The sequence below is a fragment of the Hymenobacter sp. BT559 genome (assembly GCF_016427535.1).
In the GTDB taxonomy this organism is placed as follows: domain Bacteria; phylum Bacteroidota; class Bacteroidia; order Cytophagales; family Hymenobacteraceae; genus Hymenobacter.
Window position 1 is genome coordinate 404,646 of sequence record NZ_JAELXV010000004.1, and the last position, 18,441, is coordinate 423,086.

12 protein-coding genes are annotated in these 18,441 nt (G+C 63.0%); 3 read left to right on the forward strand and 9 right to left on the reverse strand.

Going from position 1 to position 18,441, the window contains the following annotated elements:
- Window positions 1-37: 37 nt before the first annotated feature.
- From JAO77_RS16185 to purH, 5 genes are all read right to left on the reverse strand, one after another.
- Entirely contained in the window at window positions 38-6,217 is a 6,180-nt protein-coding gene (locus JAO77_RS16185) for an alpha-2-macroglobulin family protein (RefSeq protein ID WP_198991410.1), read from the reverse strand.
- 169 nt (window positions 6,218-6,386) lie between these two features.
- Window positions 6,387-6,923: a hypothetical protein gene (locus tag JAO77_RS16190; protein ID WP_213019407.1), complete on the reverse strand. Its 537-nt coding sequence runs from the start codon at window positions 6,921-6,923 to the stop codon at window positions 6,387-6,389.
- Entirely contained in the window at window positions 6,920-7,942 is a 1,023-nt protein-coding gene (gene mreC, locus JAO77_RS16195) for a rod shape-determining protein MreC (protein WP_198991411.1), read from the reverse strand. The genes JAO77_RS16190 and mreC overlap by 4 nt, the downstream gene beginning before the upstream one ends.
- Window positions 7,943-8,016: 74 nt before the next feature.
- Entirely contained in the window at window positions 8,017-9,042 is a 1,026-nt protein-coding gene (locus JAO77_RS16200; RefSeq protein WP_198991412.1) for a rod shape-determining protein, read from the reverse strand.
- A 77-nt stretch (window positions 9,043-9,119) separates the two neighbouring features.
- Window positions 9,120-10,643 carry a bifunctional phosphoribosylaminoimidazolecarboxamide formyltransferase/IMP cyclohydrolase gene (purH, locus tag JAO77_RS16205; RefSeq protein WP_198991413.1) on the reverse strand — a complete coding sequence of 508 codons (1,524 nt, stop codon included), beginning with the start codon at window positions 10,641-10,643 and terminating at the stop codon, window positions 9,120-9,122.
- Between the two features lie 236 nt (window positions 10,644-10,879).
- Here purH and JAO77_RS16210 point away from each other — a divergent pair, with 236 nt between their 5' ends.
- From JAO77_RS16210 to JAO77_RS16220, 3 genes are read left to right on the forward strand one after another with little or no spacing between them, the layout of a single operon-like run.
- On the forward strand, window positions 10,880-12,115 hold the full coding sequence (locus JAO77_RS16210) for an acyl-CoA dehydrogenase family protein (RefSeq protein WP_198991414.1): 1,236 nt from the start codon (window positions 10,880-10,882) through the stop codon (window positions 12,113-12,115).
- A 50-nt stretch (window positions 12,116-12,165) separates the two neighbouring features.
- Window positions 12,166-12,921, forward strand: a complete 756-nt coding sequence (locus JAO77_RS16215; RefSeq protein WP_235998460.1) for a PIG-L deacetylase family protein — start codon at window positions 12,166-12,168, stop codon at window positions 12,919-12,921.
- A complete protein-coding gene (locus JAO77_RS16220; protein WP_198991415.1) occupies window positions 12,918-13,514 on the forward strand; it encodes a class I SAM-dependent DNA methyltransferase in 597 nt (198 codons plus the stop codon). The genes JAO77_RS16215 and JAO77_RS16220 overlap by 4 nt, the downstream gene beginning before the upstream one ends.
- Window positions 13,515-13,628: 114 nt before the next feature.
- Here JAO77_RS16220 and JAO77_RS16225 read toward each other — a convergent pair whose 3' ends face one another.
- From JAO77_RS16225 to JAO77_RS16240, 4 genes are all read right to left on the reverse strand, one after another.
- The gene (locus JAO77_RS16225) at window positions 13,629-14,939 is read right to left on the reverse strand and encodes a glycosyltransferase family 2 protein (RefSeq protein ID WP_198991416.1); all 1,311 of its coding nucleotides are present in this window, start codon (window positions 14,937-14,939) and stop codon (window positions 13,629-13,631) included.
- Window positions 14,940-15,243: 304 nt separating this feature from the next.
- A complete protein-coding gene (locus JAO77_RS16230) occupies window positions 15,244-16,461 on the reverse strand; it encodes a BamA/TamA family outer membrane protein (protein ID WP_198991417.1) in 1,218 nt (405 codons plus the stop codon).
- A gap of 138 nt (window positions 16,462-16,599) precedes the next feature.
- Window positions 16,600-17,502, reverse strand: coding sequence for a geranylgeranylglycerol-phosphate geranylgeranyltransferase (locus JAO77_RS16235; protein ID WP_198991418.1), 903 nt, complete (start codon window positions 17,500-17,502; stop codon window positions 16,600-16,602).
- A gap of 138 nt (window positions 17,503-17,640) precedes the next feature.
- On the reverse strand, window positions 17,641-18,303 hold the full coding sequence (locus JAO77_RS16240) for a Dps family protein (protein ID WP_235998461.1): 663 nt from the start codon (window positions 18,301-18,303) through the stop codon (window positions 17,641-17,643).
- Between the last annotated feature and the right edge of the window lie 138 nt (window positions 18,304-18,441).

Genomic DNA, 18,441 nt, shown 5'->3' on the forward strand with positions numbered 1-18,441 from the left:
CGGGCACCGCAAGCAGTGCTTGAACCCGGGATTTATCCTATTTTGTGGCTTCGGCAATGCGCAGGCGATGCCCTACCGACTGCGCCTCAAACTCGGGCGCATACAGGCACTGCACCTGGCTGAGGCCACCTGAGAAGTCGCCAGCCTGGCTGGCCCGCAGCCGGTATTCGAATACATGCGTGCCCCGCGGCACTGCGCTTAGGAAGAAGTTTGTGGCCGCATCGCAGGGGCTCTCATAGTATCCTAGGCCGTTTTGGTACCGGTAGCCGCTGAGCTGATTGAGGGGCTCGAGGCCAGCGGCGCGCTGGTCTTTGAGGTGCACATATTCGAGGGCACGGTCGGTGCGCAGCACGAGGCGCACTACTAGCGCATCGCCCACGCGTAGCGGCGTGGCCGCCGTGAGGGGCTCGAGCTGTGGGCCGCTGGCGGTACGCGTTTCGCGATAGAGTTGGCGCTCGAGGCTGAGCGGCGTGGCGGCAGGCGTCACCTTGTCTAGGTCCTCAAAGTACTGCCAGTAGAGCGCGCCCCAGGCCACACCCGGGCTGGGTTTGGTCAGGGTTACCTTACCTAGGGCGGGCTTTATTTCGGCGGCGGGCCAGGTGGTTTTGAGGTAGCCAGTGCCAGCCTGAGCACCGGTGGTCGGCACGGCCTCGCCGCCTACGGTGGCTTGCAGGGCAGGCGCGGCGGCCGTCCAGTCGGTGCCGCGCAGCAGCAGAGCATAGCAAGCGTCGGCGGTGGCGCGGGTGCTTTCCCAGTTGTGGGTTTGCTTTTGGGTGAGCAGCCACAGCTTCATTTCGTCCACCGATTTTTGGTCGTTTTTGATTTCGTCGAAGGCCTCGATGAGGGTGGCCTGGGTTTCGGTGGGGGCCTCGCGCCAGTAGTAGCCGCCGCGCACGTCCTTCCAGTACATGCCTAGGTCGGGCGAGTGCAGGGCATTTTCGGTGAGCGCGCGCAAAATGGCTTGGGCGGCCGGGGCGGCCTTGCTGTCGCGGTGCAGCGCCAGGGCCAGCTGCGCTTGCAGGTAGCGCGTTTGGGTGGGCCAGTAGGTGGCGGCCTGGCCGCGGTAGTAGGCGTAGGCCGCCTGGGCAGCGGCGGCCGGGACGGACTGGGGCCAGAAACTACGAGCGTACAAAGCCTGCACTACTAGGTCGCCTAGGTGGTTATCGGTGAGCTTCACGCCCTTTTGCTGGCGCAGTGCGGCGTAGTCGCGGGCGGTGGCACCGTCAAGGTAGCGCAGGGCATTTTGCAGCAGCGGGCTGGCTACGTCGTTTTGGCTAGCATCGAAGGCGCCGAGCTTCTTGAGCTTGCCGAAGCCCGCCACGATGAGCTGCGTGATGTAGCGGTCAGCCGGCATCTTCTCGAACCACGGGAACGAGCCGTCGGGTAGCTGCATGGCTTGCAGCTTGGCCAGGGCGCGGGTGGTTTCGGCTTGCAGGCGCGGCTCGTCGAAGAGGGTACCTAGGCGGGCCAGGCGCTCGGTTTCGGTCTGGGCATCGCGCACCCAGGGAGTCTCTTGCAGCAGCAGGTTTTTGAGGTCCTGGTTTTGGGCGAGCTTGCTGGCTAGCTGCTCGCGCTGCTGGGCGGTGCCGCTTTGGGCCTGGCGCTGCCACTCGGCCAACATGGTTTTGAAGCGCGGGTTAGCCTTCAGAATTTGAGCCGCCAGCAGGTTGGCGTAAAGGCGGCTGAATACCTGCTCGGAGCACTCGTAGGGGTACTCCATGAGGTAGGGCAGACTTTGCACGGCATACCAGGCGGGGTTGGCAGTCAGCTCCAGTGTGAGCGAGTAGTTGCGCCGAGTGGGGCTGCTGGTGCTGGTGAGCTTCTTCAGCTCGTAGGTGCGGGTGCCAGGGCCCACGATGGGCAGCGGCAGGCTCTCGGTGATGAGGATTTTGTTAGGCAGGACGGGCAGGGTGTTTTCCTCGCCGTCGGAGTACGAAGGATTGTTTTTCGTTTCCCGCTTTTTGCCTTTCGGGGCCTCTCCCCCAGCCTGAGCTACCACGCGGTAGGTCACGGCTACGGGCGCAAAGTCGGCGGGCAGGCTCAATTGCCAACCTAGGGCCACGCTTTGGTGAGCAGCGGCTGTTACGGCTTGCTGGGCGTTGCCTTTGAGCAACTGGCTGGTGAGGTCTTGCCCGGTAGCGGCGTCGAGCAGGAATAGCTGGGCCGTGCCGCTGAGGACGCGGTCGGTGAGGTTAGAGAACTTGGCGGGGAACGTAAACGTGTCGCCGGGCCGCAGGAAACGCGGCGCGTTGGGCGTAATCTGAATTTCCTTCTGCGTTACGAGCTGGCGGGCCAGTTGGCCGGTGTGCAACTGTTTGTCGTGGGCCAGGGCTAGCAGCTGCCAGCGGGTCACGGCCTCGGGCATCTGGAATTCGAGCACTACGTCGCCGGTTGCGTCGGTGTGCAGGGCAGGCTGCCAGAAGGCCGTCTCGCGGAAGTCGGTGCGAGTGGAAACAGTAGCAAGGTCAGGGCCTTGCTGATTTTCTTGCTTGCCACGCGCAGCATCGGCCGACCTTACCTCACTATCTTTTGCTATGACGGGAGGACTAAATTTTACTGTATTTACCCTAGGAGGAGCAGGCGCGGCTGCGGCCATGCTACGCATCGACCTTGCAGGAGCGGCGTCTGCCTCCGGTGAAAGCCCGCCTCTTACAGTACGCACTACCATACGCCTACCTCGGCTATAAATAATTTTATCTGTTACTTCAGTAGTCTCGGCCAAATACTGTTGCCAATCATTTAGCTCCGGATAATTAACAGCTTCTGGGCCTGAACTACCGTCCGTAGTATCGTAGGAATCCGAGCGAGTTTCTCCAAACTCGCCCTGCCACCAGAACCGCGCTGGGTAGTCTCCCCCACCAAAACTTAGCTCCTCAAAGCTGTGCTTGCGGAATATATCTAGGCTCTGGTCATAGAGCGTGGCTAGCAGCTCGGCCTCGGCGGGGCGGCCGTTGGCTTGCCGAATGGTCACGCGCCAGGTTTCCTTTTGGCCGGGCTGGAGCCGGTCGCGGAAGGTGGCGATGCTGAGGCGCAGCGGCTGGGGCTGCTCGGCCACCTGCACGGTGGCGTCGTGGAGGTAGAGGCGGCCGTCGCGCACCTGCGTGGTATGGATATACAATGGACCTAGGGTGGTGGCCGGACCACTTTCTACCTCCAGGCGGCGCTGCTCGCCGGCCTTCAGAGTTAGCCACTCCTGGCGTAGGATTTGGCCGCCGCGCTCTACTTCGAGCAAGATGCGGGCGTCGGCCTCGCGGCTGCCCAGCAGCACGAGGGTACGCCCACCGGGGGCTACCGTATCGGCGGGCACCGCAAACCAGTTGGGCGTGGCGTAGGGCACGGTGCTGGCCTGGGCATCGTAGAGCACAAAGTCGAGGCGGGCGTGGGCCGCCGTATCGGGCGCGGCGGCTTGGGCTTCGAGGCGGTAGCGGCCGGTGGGCACGCCCGCCAGCAGGGCGCCTAGGTCGAGCGAAGAGCTGGCTTTGGTATCGAAGGGCAGTGTCTTAACCAGCTCGGCAGGCGCCTCATTGTCCGGGGCTTCGGGGGCGGGGCCAGGCACGCCGGGCGGGCCCTGGCGGTAGCGGCGGGCCAGCAGGCGCAGCGTGCCGGTGGCGGGCAGCGGCTCGCCGGTGGCGTTGGTGCCGAGCAGCGTGACGGCCGGCAGGTGCTGCCGGTCGATAAGCTCGGGGCCAGCGAGCTGCAAGCTGAGCGGGTTGCGGCCAATGACCACGTTGCGGGTGCCGGTGCGCGTCTCGCCAGCGGCATCAGTCACGTCGGCGGTTACTTCAAACAGGTAGCCCGGCTCCCATCGGCGGCCCGGCTTGGTAGCAGGCAGCGGCGGCGTGAAGGTGAGCACGAAACGCCCTTCGGCATCGGTAGTGGTAGTGCCGTGGGCGATTTCCTGGCTGCCACGCCCCCCGCCGGGCGGGTAGATGCGGCGCCCTCGCGCACCGCCGTACTCGGCAAACAGCGGCCACAGTTCGCGGCGCGTGATGCGGTATTTCACGGTAGCCCCATCCGTGGCCTGCCCGGCGTAGGCACGGGCGCGGCCGTTCAAAGTCAGCGGTTGGCCGAGCTGCGGCCGGCCGGGGACCGAGTCGAGCGTTACCAAGAAGGTAGGTCGCTTGTAATCTTCTACCGAGAAGCCCAGGCTGCCATTGTCCGTTTGCAGGGTCATCTCGCCATTGAGCAGGCCCGCCGGCAGCACCAGTGAGCCATTGAACGAGCCGTACTCCGAGGTGGTAAAGGTCAGCGTTTGGGCGGTTTGGCCATTCACATCCACGAGGCGCACGCTCACCGGTTGGCCCGTTAACAGGCTGTTTTTGGCACCTAGGGTCTCAGTCAGGATGCCTTTGAAGTAAAGCGTCTGCCCCGGCCGGTAGATGGCGCGGTCGGTGAAGAGGAAAGTACGGCGCTGCGCTGGCGGGGTAGCGGGGCTGCTAGGGTAATAGCCATTGAGCGGCGTCAGCAACGTATCGCGGCCCAGCCACGAGCGCACGCTGCGCAATTGCTCGCGCCCTAGGTTGTTGGTGGGCTGACTCGGCGCCAGCAGCGTTGCTTCGCCAGTAGTGCTGGTCAGCTGCACGTCGCCCAGGCGGCGGTCGTCGCGCTGCTTGGTACGGTTGTAAACGTTGTAGGAAGCCTGGTTTTTCACCCCAGCCAACGGCGCCCCGGTGGCTCGGTTGAGTAGCAACACCGAAGTGGCGCCAGTGGCCGCAGGACGGTGTACGAGGCTTAGTTGGCTGGCACCCAGCAGAGCGTAGGCCGTCACGGTACCGCCTGGCGCCGCGCTAGCGGCCGGGTCGGTCGAAAGAACGGCTTTATTGCTGAGTAAAATGAGGTAGTACCCAGCCGGCAGTGCCGCGCCCGCCACCACCGGCTTGTGCTCTTTGTAATCGAGCGGGTGCGCGGGCAGCGGCAGCGCCCAGGTAGCGGCCGGTGCTGCCTTCAGGGCGCGGGCAAAGCGTTTGGCCAGCGGCCGGTCTTGCACGTCGTAGCCAGCCCCCTGCTCCCACTCTTTCGAGGTGATGCGATATGCCCAGGCGTGCAGCTCCGTCACGTTGCGGGCCGTAACATCGAGGCGCCAGGGCTGGCCGGGCACCACAATATCGGAGGCCGTGAAGGAGACTTCGGGCTGCTCAATCTGGGCGCGTAAGGTTCGCGCCCGCGCCGCGCCGCGCGACTTTGGAAACCGAGCTTCGGCGGCCCGTGTCAGGGCCACGGCGACTACGGGGTCAGCTTCGCGCTTGGCTTCAGCCTGGCGGGCTATAAACTCCGTGCTGATAGGTAGCGCTTTGTACGCGTCGGCCATCCGGGCCAGGGCGGGCTCGTACTGGTCACCTAGGTCGGTATTCTGGGTCAGGCCGTGCAGGTAGTCGAGGCGCTGCAGGTCCACATCGGCCAGCGCGGCGGAGTTATTGGCACCTAGTCGGGTGGCGGTAAGGCGCTGCAACAGCCGCAGCACGTGCAGCTGGCCATTGAGCGAATCGGCGGCTGGAGCATCCAGCTTCAGCGCGGCAAACTCTTGGGCGCTGCCAAACAGCTTGGGGTCGGTGGGCTCGAACTGCTGCTCGGGCTGCGTGATGTACAGCTCCTGGTCTTGTAGGCCCGCGATGGCGCGCTGGGCCAGCAGGTCGTAGAGCGTGGGGCGCAGCTGGCGGCCTTCGGCATCGCCGCCGGTGGCGAGGTCACCTAGGGCGGCCAGGGTAGTTTTTAGCTGGCGCTGGGGCTCATCTTCTACCGACTGGTAGTAGTGCCGCACAATGGCCGCGCCCAGCCGGCCGGCATCCCAGGTGGCGAGGGTGGTGCCGCCATCGGCGGCGCCGGGCGTGGCTTGGTCGGCAGTGGGCGCGGCGCCCTGGGTACGCTCGTAGAGCTGGTAGCGGTACTCGTTGTAGTAGTTGGCGTACAGCCCCGCCAGCAGCGAATGCAAGATGGGCCGGGCCGGAAACTGCGCCGTTTTCAGGTCGGCTTCGAGTAGGGCGATGGCCTTCTCGTCGGCGTCATTTTCCTTGTTGCTGAGCAACCTTATTTTGTAGAGCAGCGCCCGCACGTAGGCCGAGGCGTTGTTTTCGCGCTTAGCCTGCTGGTATATTTTCTCAACCAGCGGGGCGGCCGTGGCCGTCTGGTCCTTCTTGAGCAGGGCGTCGATTTTCTTCCACTGCGGGGGCAGCGGTGGGTTGGGGCCAGGTGCCGCCGAATCAGCCAGAAAAGCAGTCATTAACAGCGAGCCAACCAGGCCCAGCAACAGTAAGTAGCGCATGGGAAACACAACAGTGATACCCCAAAGATGCCAGAACCGCGCCAAGTGCACATTTTCTAATGAGCAATTAACAATGAGTAATGAGCAGGCTACTTATTGAGTCTATTAGTTACTCATTGCTAATTGCTCATTGAAATCTTCCTCGCCGCACCGGAAAAAACAGTAGTTGCACTATCAGCATGACTACGCTGGTGTACAAGATGCTGACGCCCACCCGCCCTAGGGTCACGAGCGGGTGCTGCAACGAGCCCAGCTCCAGAAAGAAAAAGGCCACGTGGTGCACCGTCACGAGCAGCGACAAGTACACTAAAAACCACTGCCAGCCCATCTGGTGCACATTCACGGTGTCTTGGGCATCATAGCCGTCGCGCGGCGTAAGCAGGCGCAGCACCCAGGGCCGCAGGTAGGCTAGCAGCACGGCCGAGGCGGCGTGCAACCCGCCCGTATCGTGCGCAATATCAACGGTAAAGCCCATTGCAAACCCTAATAGTAGCTGCAGAGCGATGGGCGTGTTGATAGGCAAAAACAGCAAAAACCCTAGGTAGAAGAAATTCCAGCCTAGGTTAAACAGCACCACGCTGCTGTTGTCGAACAGCAACACGTAGAGGCCTACGTACAGGGCAAAGCGCAGCAACTGCCCGCCGATGGTTGCGACGATGCTCATGGCTTTTTGGCTTTAGCGGCTTGGGCCTGGGCCGCCTTCACGGGGGCCGGCAGCTCGCCGGTGTGCTGCTCTAAGGAGTCGCGCTCGGCGCGGGGCGGCGTGGGCACCACGTACACGTAGGTGAGGCGGCTAAAATCGACCCCTAGGCGCAGCGTCACGGTCGAAAAATTCTTGTTGGGCTCGGTCGTGAACGACTCAACAGTGCCGATAAACACGCCGGCCGGAAACACCGAGTTGTAACCCGACGTCACGACCGAGTCGCCTTTTACTAGCCGGTTTTGGCGCGGAATGTAATCGAGCATGGCGTGCGAGTAGTCGGTACCCTCGGGCCAGCTCACGCTGCCAATGGTACCATCGCGTTTGATTTGGGCCGCCACTTGCAGCTTGGAGTGCAGCACTGAGGCCACGCGGGCGTAGTGCGCGCTCACGGCTTGCACCTTTCCCACTACCCCCGCCGCGCTAATTACGCCGCGGTCGGGCTGCACGCCATCGACGCTGCCCACGTTCAAGGTCAAGTAGTTGTCTACCTCGCGCAGCGAGTTGTTAATCACGCGCGCCGGCACCAGCGGCTGGGTGGCCTGCTTGCTGCCACCCAGGAGCAGTGTGTCGGGCCGTAGCGAGCCCTGGGCTCTCAGCTTGGCATTTTGCGCAAGCAGACCCGGCGCCGTCGCTACCTGGGGGGTAGCGGGGCGTAAGTGCCGGTATACGATGCGGCCCAATGTGTCGCGACCTACGGGCAGCGAGTCGGCTTCGCGGTGCGCAAAATCGGGGGGAAAGAGCTGGCGGCGCAGTTGGGCATTATCAGCTTGCAGCTGCTTATTCAGCTCATCGAGCCGGAAGTAGTCGGTGACTTGAGTGCGGCGAGCCAGCAGCACGCCCATGTAGGCATTGGCCGAGTTGAAAAACGCGGCCCGCTGGTACGAGCTGTTGGTCAAGAAGAAATACAAGCTCACCACCTCCAGCAGCACAAAGAGCATAACTCCTTGGTAGCGCAGCAAAAAAGCAATGAGGTTACGCATACAATTACTAATGAGCAATGAGCAATGAGCAGACTAGTAAGGCAGCCTGTCCATTGCTCATTGTTCATTGTTCATTAAGTCAGAAGGACGCCCCGGAAGGCTACGATGTCCTTGATGGCCTTGCCGGTGCCACGCACCACAGCGCGCAGCGGGTCTTCGGCAATGTGGATGGGCAGCTTGGTTTTGGCAGCCAAACGCTTGTCGAGGCCGCGCAGCAAGGCGCCGCCACCCGTCAGATGAATGCCGTTCTCGTAGATGTCGGCCGACAGCTCGGGCGGACTGATTTCCAAGGCTTTCAGCACAGCCTCCTCGATTTTGGCCACCGACTTGTCGAGGGCAATCGCGATTTCGGACGACGTTACTTTAATCACCTTTGGGATACCCGTCATCAAGTCGCGGCCACGCACCTCGTAGTCAGGAGGCGTTTGTTCGAGCTCGGTGAGGGCCGCGCCCACCTCAATCTTGATGCGCTCGGCCGAGCGCTCGCCGATGAGCAGGTTGTGCTGGCGGCGCATGTAGTCGAGGATGTCTTGGTTGAACACGTCGCCGGCCGTCTTGATAGACTGGTCGCAGACGATGCCCGACAGGGCGATAACGGCAATCTCGGTAGTGCCACCTCCGATGTCGATTATCATCGAGCCCACGGGCTGCTCCACATCGATGCCGATACCTATGGCGGCCGCCATCGGCTCCTGTATCATCCACACCTCCTTGGCCCCGGCGTGCTCGGCCGAGTCGCGTACGGCGCGCTTCTCCACCTCCGTAATGCCGCTCGGAATGCAGATAACCATGCGGTGCGAGGGCTGAAACAGGCGCGTGCGGGTGTCGATGAGCTTAATGAGACCCTTTATCATCTCCTCCGCGGCGTGGAAGTCGGCAATAACGCCGTCTTTCAAAGGCCGGATGGTCTTGATGTTATCGTGGGTCTTTTCGTGCATCTGCTGGGCCTTGCTGCCCACGGCGATGACTTTATTAGTAGTGCGGTCTTTGGCAATGATGCTGGGCTCATCCACCACGATTTTGTCGTTGTGAATGATAAGCGTATTGGCCGTGCCCAGGTCAATGGCGATGTCGCTGGTCAGGAAGTTGAAGAAGCCCATTATAGAAAAGGCGGCGAGAAGCAGAGGAAATGAATAGACAAAGGTACGGCCGAAACGGCCGCCCTAACGTCCAACTTTTAGTGCTTAAAGTGCCGAACTCCGGTCAGCACCATCGCCAGCCCTAGGCGGTCGCAGGCGTCGATGCTGTCCTGGTCTTTAATCGAGCCTCCGGGCTGCACCACGGCGCGCACGCCAGCGGCCGCCGCAATCTCAACGCAGTCGGGGAAGGGGAAGAAGGCGTCGGAGGCCATCACAGCGCCCTTCAAGTCGAAGCCGAAGCTGCCGGCCTTCTCAATGGCTTGGCGCAGGGCATCAACGCGCGAGGTCTGCCCTACCCCAGATGCTAGCAGCTGGCCAGCGCGCGCCAGCACAATGGTGTTGCTCTTGGTGTGCTTGCAGATTTTGAGGGCAAACTCCAGCGCCTCGGTTTCGTCGTCGGTCGGGACCGACTTAGTTACGGTGCGGAAGTCCTGGGCCGACTCGGTTTGCAAGTCGGCATCTTGCTCAATAACGCCGTTGAGCAAGGTCTTAATCTGCTTCTTGGGGAAGTCAACCGGCTTTTGACGCAACAGAATGCGGTTTTTCTTGCTTTGCAGCAGGGGCAGCGCATCGGCGGCGAAGCTCGGCGCGATGAGCACCTCGAAGAATAGCTTGTTCAGTTCTTCGGCGGTGGCTAGGTCTACTTCCTTGTTCACGATAATAACACCGCCGAAAGCCGACACCGGGTCGCAGGCTAGGGCATTGACATAAGCCGTGTGCAGGGTTTCGGCCTGGGCCACGCCACAAGCATTGGTGTGCTTGAGAATGGCCACGGCGGGCGGGCCCTCGGCAAACTCACGCATGAGCTGCACGGCGGCATCCACATCCACGAGGTTGTTGTAGCTCAGCTGCTTGCCGTGCAGCTGGTCAAATAGGGCCCCTAGGTCGCCGTGGAAGGCGCCGCTCTGGTGGGGGTTCTCGCCGTAGCGCAGCACGGTGCTGGCGCCTTGGCTGCCGCCTTCGAGGCTAGTGCCCTGGCTGACGTATTTGAAGATTTCGGTATCGTAGTGGCTAGTGGCGGCGAAGGCCGCGGCAGCGTAGTGGCGGCGGTCTTCCAGGCTGGGGCTGCCGTTGGTTTTTTCGAGCAGCTCAGTCACGGCCTCGTACTGGTCGCGCGAGCTCACTACCAGCACGTCGCGGTAGTTTTTGGCGGCGGCGCGCAGCAGGGAGATGCCGCCGATGTCGATTTTCTCAATTACGTCGGCCTCGGGCGCGCCGCTGGCCACGGTTTCTTCGAACGGATACAGGTCAACCACGACCAGGTCGATGGGCGGAATGCCGTGCTGCTGGGCCTGGGCGAGGTCGCCAGACTCGTGGCGGCGGTGCAAAATACCGCCGAACACCTTGGGGTGCAGCGTTTTGACGCGGCCACCAAATACTTCAGGGAAGCCGGTAAGGTCTTCTACGGCCGTGACTTCGGCGCCTTGCTCTTCTAAAAACGTTTGGGTACCGCCGGTTGAGTACAGCTGCACGCCGAGGCGGCGGAGCGTGGCTACCAGCGGGGCCAGCCGGTCTTTATGGTACACGGAAAGCAGAGCGGCGCGAATGGGTTGGTCAGACATATAAACGGGGAGCAGTGAAGCGCAAAAGATGGAGAAACCGCGGGCGGCGGCCGGGCTAGGCCGGTGCAGTAAGCGGTTTGATGCCGCGAAGGTACACCCGCTAGCAGGCGTCCCCAAGCTGCCCGCCGGCCTACTAGCGCTCGGCATTTAGTACGCTGGAGGTAACTCGCAGGGCCCTTTTACAGTTAAGATTAGTTCATACGGCACTCATTTTGACCGACTCGCGCTCTTATTTTATGCTAAAGGACTTACCATCGGCTGTTACCGCCCAGTCGCTGTCGCCCTTACTTCCGCTGGGCGTGGCGTGCGCCAGCTGTCCACCTGGCCCGGCCCTGGCCGTAGCTACGGCCGCTCGCCTGGCTCCACACTTGCTGGGCCGCGCCGCTGATACTGACCAAGTAGGCGGTTTTCCGACCCAGGAATTTGCTTGGCTGCGCGAGGCCGGGCTCCTCACGGCCGCGTTGCCCACCGCCCTAGGTGGCATGGGCCTAGGCGAGCCCACCGCTGCGCTGGCGCTGCTGCAAGTGCTCTACCACGTGGGCCGCGGCAACCTAGCCGTAGGACGTCTTTTTGAAGGCCACGTCAATGCGTTGCTACTGATACAGCGCTTTGGCACGCCGGCCCAAGTGGCCCGGTTTGCGGCCGATGCCCGGGCGGGCCACGTGTTTGGGGTCTGGAACACCGAAAACCCGGCCCGCGGCGTGCGGCTAGAGTTTCTGGCCGATGGGCGCTACCGCCTGCACGGCGCCAAGACGTTTGCCTCGGGCTCGGGCCACATCACGCGGCCGCTGCTTACCGGCGCGCTGCCTGGCAACCATGGCTGGCAAATGCTGGTGCTACCCGCCGATGAGCAACGCCCCGCACTAGACCGCAGCTTTTGGCGGCCCCTAGGTATGCGGGCCACGGCTAGCTTTATCGCCGACTTCGAGCGCCTCGAAATCGAAAGCGACTGCCTGCTGGGCACACCCAATGATTACTATAAACAGCCCTGGTTTGGGGGCGGGGCGGTGCGCTTTGCGGCCGTGCAGCTGGGCGGCGCCGCGGCGGTGCTCGACGAAACCCGACGCTTTTTGCGCAGCCTAGGCCGCACCGATGACCCTTACCAGCGCCAGCGCCTGGGCGAGATGCTGACCATGCACGAAGCCGGCCAAGGCTGGCTGCGCGGCGCCGCTACCCGCGTGCCGCTGCCCGTGCAGGCCAACGATGTTCCTGCCCCGGACGCCACCAGCGCGGCCCTGGCCTACGCCAACCTCATGCGCACGGCCACCGAAGAAATATGCCTGCGCACCTTGCAGCTGGCCGAGCGCTCGGTGGGGGCACGGGGCCTGCTGCAGCCCGAGCCCTTCGAGCGCTTGCACCGCGACCTCACGCACTACCTGCGCCAGCCTGCCCCCGACGCCATCCTAGCCGATGCCGGCCGCTTTGCACTGGATTCGGATAAGCCCAGCTTCGAGCTGTGGCAGCCACTATAGCTTGGGCTTGGTAGGCCGAACTGCTTTCTTCCGCTTCTACTTCGAATTCCTTGTCTTCTCCCGACTCCCCTTTCCTGGCCTACCCTAAGCGGCCCGCCGACTTCGCCGCGACCCTAGGGGCCACTGTCATCATCATTCCGCACCCCGACGATGAGGCCCTGGGCTGCGGTGGCTTGCTGGCGCTGCTGCGCCAAGCTGGCCAGCCCGTGGCCGCCGTACTCACCAGCGATGGCAGCCAGTCGCATCCCCACTCGCAGGAGTTTTCGGCTGTGGCCCGGCGCGAGCTGCGCTATGCCGAGCTGCGCCACGCCCTGAGCGTGCTGGGGGTAGACGAGCGCGACGACAACGTGCGCTACCTGCACCTGCTCGACGGCTCGCTGCCCACCGAAGGCCAGCCCGGCTTTGCGGAAGCGGCGGCGCAATTGGCTGATTTTCTAAGCGAAAAGCAGCCCGACACCGTGCTGGTGCCCTGGCGCCGCGACCCCCACCCCGACCACCGCGCCACGAGCCAGCTCACGGCCGCGGCGCTGGCGCAACTGCCGCAGCCCCCGCGCCGCGTCGAATACGTGGTGTGGGCTTGGGAGCGCGCCGCCCCCGAAGACCTACCTAGTGCGGAGGAGGCCGTCGGCTTTCAGCTCGACATAGTGCCCGTGCTAGCCCAAAAGCAGCGCGCCATTCGGGCGCACCGCTCGCAGCTGGCGCCGGGCATCATCACCGACGACCCCAGCGGCTTTCTGCTGTCCGAATCTATGCTCGCGCATTTTGCCCAGCCCACCGAAGTCTTTCTAGAAGCTCTCACCCCATGAACGAGAACCAGCCCAACACCCTCGCCCCCCACTACTTCGACGACGTGTACCGGGCCAGCACTGACCCCTGGCAGTTTGCCAGCAGCCCCTACGAGCGCGAAAAATACGCGGCGACCCTAGCCGCATTGCCTCGCTCCCACTACAACCGCGCTTTTGAGATTGGCGGCTCTATCGGGGTGCTCACGGCTCAGCTGGCGCCGCGCTGCGGCTATCTATTGAGCGTAGACGTGAGCGAGGCGGCCTTGGCCCAGGCCCGGCAGCGCTGCGCCAATTTGCCGCAGGTCGAAATCAAGAAGCTGCAGGTGCCTAACGAGTTTCCCGAAGGAGAGTTTGATTTTATTCTGGTATCGGAAGTAGGCTACTACCTCTCGCCGGCCGACCTAGCCCGCGCCGCCGACCAGATGCTAGCGGCCCTGCCAACGGGGGGCCAGCTTCTGCTGGTACACTGGACGCCCGTGGTGCCCGACTACCCCCAGACTGGCGACGAGGTGCACGAATTTTTTCTGGCCAAAGCTCAGCCGGGCGGCCCGCTACGCCACCTCACCGGCCAGCGCCACGACAAGTATCGCCTCGATTTGCTGGAAAAAAACTAACCTAGGGCTCTCGCAATTGTCCCAAGCAAAACGGCTCGCAGGTTGGGCGGCGCACGGTGCGCCGCCCAACCTGCGAGCCGTTCCTAGTTCTAAGTCGCGCAACTGGCGGCCGCGCTAGCAGTAGTTTTCTCCTTGGCGCACGGCTTGGCGCAGCCAAGCCAGGGCTTCGCCGAGTGGCACGCGGGTGTCGTAAGGCTGCTCTAGCACGGCGCTGGCGCGCGTGCCCAGCACCCACTCCCAAAACGCCCCGAACGATTGAGCAGCGTGCAGCCTTTCATACATATCTCCAGCCTGCACGCGCAACATCAGGGCCCACTCACGGAATCCTGCGGGCGTGGGCTGGCTGCGCTGCTGCCAGTAGGCACGCAGCTCGCGCCGGGCCTGCCACAAGGCGGCGAGCTGGCGCGGACACTCTACCTCGGGCTCGCGCTGCTCCTGGGCGTTGGCAGCCCACTCGCGCAGCTGCCACGACAGCCCCACCTCTACTCGGCCTTGCTGCCGGGCCGAGGTGCTCACGCGCACCCTAGGGCTGTGGCGCACGGGCAGGTCGTGGCGGCACAGGGCGCGCCACAGGGCTTCATCTTCGAGGTAACGCACCACGGGCAGGCCGCCTACCTGGCGGTAAGCCGCCACCGTAAGTGCCAGGCTGGCGCCAAAGTGCTGGTGGTGGCGGGGCCAGGGGTCGTGCTGGCAGGGATCGAGCAAGCACTCTAGCTGGTTGCGCAGTAGGTAGTAGGTAGCATCGCGGAGCTGGGTGCGGCGCACGGCCAGCGCATCGCTCACCAGGGGCTCGCTACACGGGTTCACGGCTACCAGCTCTTCGGGCTCAGGGTCGCCGGGGCGGGTAAGAATGCGCCCCCCCACGGCCGCGGCGCCGGCCGCTACTTCGGCTTGGCACGCGGCGAGCCAGTCGGGCGCTACCAGCGTGTCGGCATCGGTGCTAAGGATAATGCCCCCGGGGCCGGCAGTTAGCTCTAGGCGCTGGGCGGCGGCATCCATGAGCAGGCGGCGCGCCTGGCCCACGTGGGCCAGTTCGCCGGGCAGCTGCAGCTCGGCCACGTGCAGGGCCAGGCCGGGGTAGCAATAGGCCAGTTGGCGCACCACGGCGGCGGTGTGGTCCTGGCAGTTGTTGGCCAGCACGATTATTTCTAGGCACCCTAGGGGCAGGGGGGTGCCGTCGAGCGTAGTTTGGGCGGCCAGCGCGGCCAGGGTAGCGGGCAGTTGGTGCGCCTCATCCTTGGCCGGGATGATAACGCAGGCTTTTAGCTCAGAGGCAGGCGGCGGCAGCTGGCGCCACAAGGCTCGCGCTAGCTGCGCGGGCGTGGTGAGGGGCCGTGGTAGCCGGGATTGCCGAGGCAGCAGTGCTGGGGTGGCCATGGCTTCACGCGTGGCGTGGAAGCGGGCGGGCGTAGCAAGATTGCTCATAGGGTAGCCGGTGTACGCCCCTTTGCGCGCCTGGGATAGGCCACTGCTTGGCTATGAGGCCCAAACGGCTTCTACTTTAAGCTCGGTAGCAGTAAAATAAGCTGGGTATTTTATTCAAAGGCAACCGTTTAGCAAAATCCAATTTTTTATAAAAAAACTAGTGCTTTTAGCCAAGATAAAGCCTAGGCTAGCGGCGCAGACGTAGCTGACACCGAGCACAAAAAAGCCGCGCAGCCCAAGCGGCCACGCGGCTTTTTTGACGAGTTAAGTTAGCCAGAAGCCTTACAGCTAGGTTAGCTCAGCCCTAGAAGGCCTCGCCAATGGCGAAGTAGAAGCCAGGGTCTTTGCCGAAGGCGTAGTCGAAGCGGAGGTTCACGCGGTCGCGCCGGATGAAGTTGAAGCGCGCCCCTACGCCGCCCGCCGTGTGGATACCCCCAAAGGTGTAGTCGCTGATGTTGTAGCCCACCTGCCCCACACCTAGGAAAGCGGCGGCATCGAGGCGCCAGAACAAGTGCTGGCGTAGCTCGGCCTGGGCGGTCATCATTTGGCGGTCGCGGTAGCGCTGTTCGTAGATGCCGCGCATCAGGTTGGCGTTGTCGTAGAGCGTGCCGCCTAGGTTAGCGCCGAGGCCGGCCAGCGCGTGCCACGGCACCGTGCCCGAGTGAAACTGCCCGAGGTACTGCAGGGCCAGAATAGTCCTGTTGCCGAAGATGGGCTGGAAGTGGCGGGCGTCAATCTGGTAGCGCACAAAGTTGTAGTCCGAGCCGATGTACTTGCCGTTGAACATCACCTGCAAGTCGAGCAGGTTGCCCCGCGAGGCACCTAGGGCCACATCGCGCGTGTCGAGGGTGAACACCGGACCTAGGCCCGACACGCCAAAGTTTTGGCGCTGGCGGTCGTCAAGGCGCGGGTCACCCTGCTGAAAATAATTGATGCCCCCAATCTCGTCGCCGTTGTCATTTACGCGGCCAGGCTGCGGCGCAATGTTGTACACCCGCGAAAAGCGGTATTGCAAGCCCACGAACCGGTTGGGAGCAATGCTCTTCTGGAAACGCTGGTTGATAATGAACAGGTTGAAGTCCAGAAACGAGCGGTTGCTGTTCGACACATCGTTGCCGATGCCGAAGTAGTAGAGGCGGTTTTTATAGGAGCTAATCTCGCCGTTGAGATAAAACTTCTCGCCCGGCGAATAGATGGTGTGCACAAACTGGAGCAGGTTCTGGCTTTCCTGCGTGGTCCAGTACTGCACACGGGCGTTGGAGGCGCGCGTGAGTGTGTCGGTACCAAAGCGGCCGCTCAGCAGCCCGCCCAGGCCGTAGCCAACGCCCGTTTCCTGCTGGTAAAACAGCACGGGGATGGGCAGAATCGTGATTCGCTTGGCCGGCTTAGGAATGTTAGCGGGCGGGGGAGGCGGCGTACCAGGTGTGCGGGTAGTATCGGGCTGGCCGGCTGGCAGGCCCTGGCCTTGGCTCACGAGCGACCCACCTAGTAACCCTGCCAGCAGCAGCGGAAAAATGCGCATATAATGATGAAGAAAAGAAGTAGTGAGGGCCTCAACGCAATTAGGGCCCTGCTGGTTGGCTAAGGCATACCTAGGCGCCCGGCCGGGCGGCAAGCCCAACTGGCAAATAGTGCTAATTCCCTACGTTTCAAGGCGCCGTTAGGCCAGCAGCATGCTCAGCACCCCGGCCAGCATAATACCCTTGCACCAGGCGCTGAGCTGCCTAAAGTGCCGGCGGCGGTCGGCCCGCCACAGCAGGCGGCCCAGCCATACCAGGGGCACCAGCACCAATAGCAGTAGCCAAGCACTTAGGGCCCAGCGCCCTAGGCTTAGCAGCTCGTAGGTAGCCCCCAGCACCAGCACGCCTAGGCACGCTAGAAAGCCTCCGGCTACCCACTTGCTCCGCACCACGCCCCACACCAGCGGCAGGGTGTGGCAGTCGTGCTGCGCATCGCCGCGCATGTCCTCAATATCTTTTATTATTTCGCGCACCACGGTCAGCAAAAAAGCCGCCAGTGCATACAGCCACACGGCTTTCTGGCCCGTTAGCAGCTGCAACTCGGGCAGCAGCACTAGCGCCGCCGTAAGGGCGGCAATGCTCACATTACCCACCAGCGCCACGCGCTTGAAGCGAGCCGAGTAGCCCCACAGCAGCAGCGCCGCCCCAAGGGTCACGAGCCCCAGCCGCCATGACAAGGCCGCGGCCAGCAGCACCCCTACCCCACTAAGCACCACGTGCGCCAGCATGGCCTTGCGCCGCCCCAGCAGCCGCCCCACCACCAGCCGGCCGGGCCGGTTAATGGCGTCAATCTTGACGTCGTAATAGTCGTTAATAATATAGCCCGCGGCAGCTACCAGCAGCGCTGCCACCACCAGCAGCCCAAAGCTGGGCGCCAGCAGGGTGGCTCCCAGCGGCCGGCCGGGTTGCAGCAGCGGCCCGCGCACCAGCACCAGGCTCAGTAGCATAATGGCCAGGTTGGGCCACCGCACCAGCCCCGGCAGTGCCCGCAGCAGCGGCCTAGCGGGGGCCGTAGGGTCAGGGTTGGGGTGGGCAGAAAACATGGCGCACGCAAGAAAAGAGGCCCAAAGATACTAGCTTGTTTCCGCGGCAGGTAGCCCACCTAGGTAGCCGCCCACGCAAAAGCCCGGCCTTGTGGGGCCGGGCTTACTGCTAGCACTACGGTAGGCTAGTCAAAAGAACTATTGTGCCTTGGTCAGCGGCGACTCAACTACGTGCTCCGATACAAACCACACTTGCAGCTCGTTGGCGCGCATTACATCGCTTACTACCAGGTCATTGGTGCCATCGTCGCCCGACTCGTCGGCCTTCTTAGCATATTCGTGGCAGTTTTTCAGGATAATCTGGTGGGCTTCCAGCAGGCGCGAAATCTGCACAGGAGCTTCTTCGCGGTCGCGCGGAGGGCGCGGAATGCTGGTAATCTCGGCTACGTCGAAGGCCATTGCCACGGCCACGCCACCCAAAATCTGGATGCGCTCGGCAATAGTGTCTACCAGTTCGGCTTGCTCTTCATAGTGCTTGTCGAACAGCAAGTGCAGTTGGTAGAAGGTCGGGCCCACTACCTGCCAGTGGCTCTTCTTATATAGGTCGCGCAGGCTGATGGTATCGGCGAGCAGCTGGTTTAGCATCTGCACGCTTTCCAGGCGCACATGGTCGTCGAGGCCGATGGGCAGGCGCTGGCTCACAGTGCCAAAGCGCTGCGTGGGGTTGGGGGCCTGCACCTGCTGGTTGAGAATCGGTTGGATATTCACCGCCGAATTCGTCTGCGGCTCACCAGCGCCTTTCATCGTCGTCAGGCCTTTGGTATCTTCTTTTTTGGTTTTGGGAGAGGCTTGCGTAGCCATAAACAACAGAATTTTGAGTTAGAAAGCAGGTCTAGTGCCAGCACCTGCCCGCTGTGGAGCGCGGCGGCTAGCGTTGGGTTGTTTACGCAAGGCTGGCGGCTAAGTTGAGGCCACGACTTGCTTTATTTCGGTTTCTTT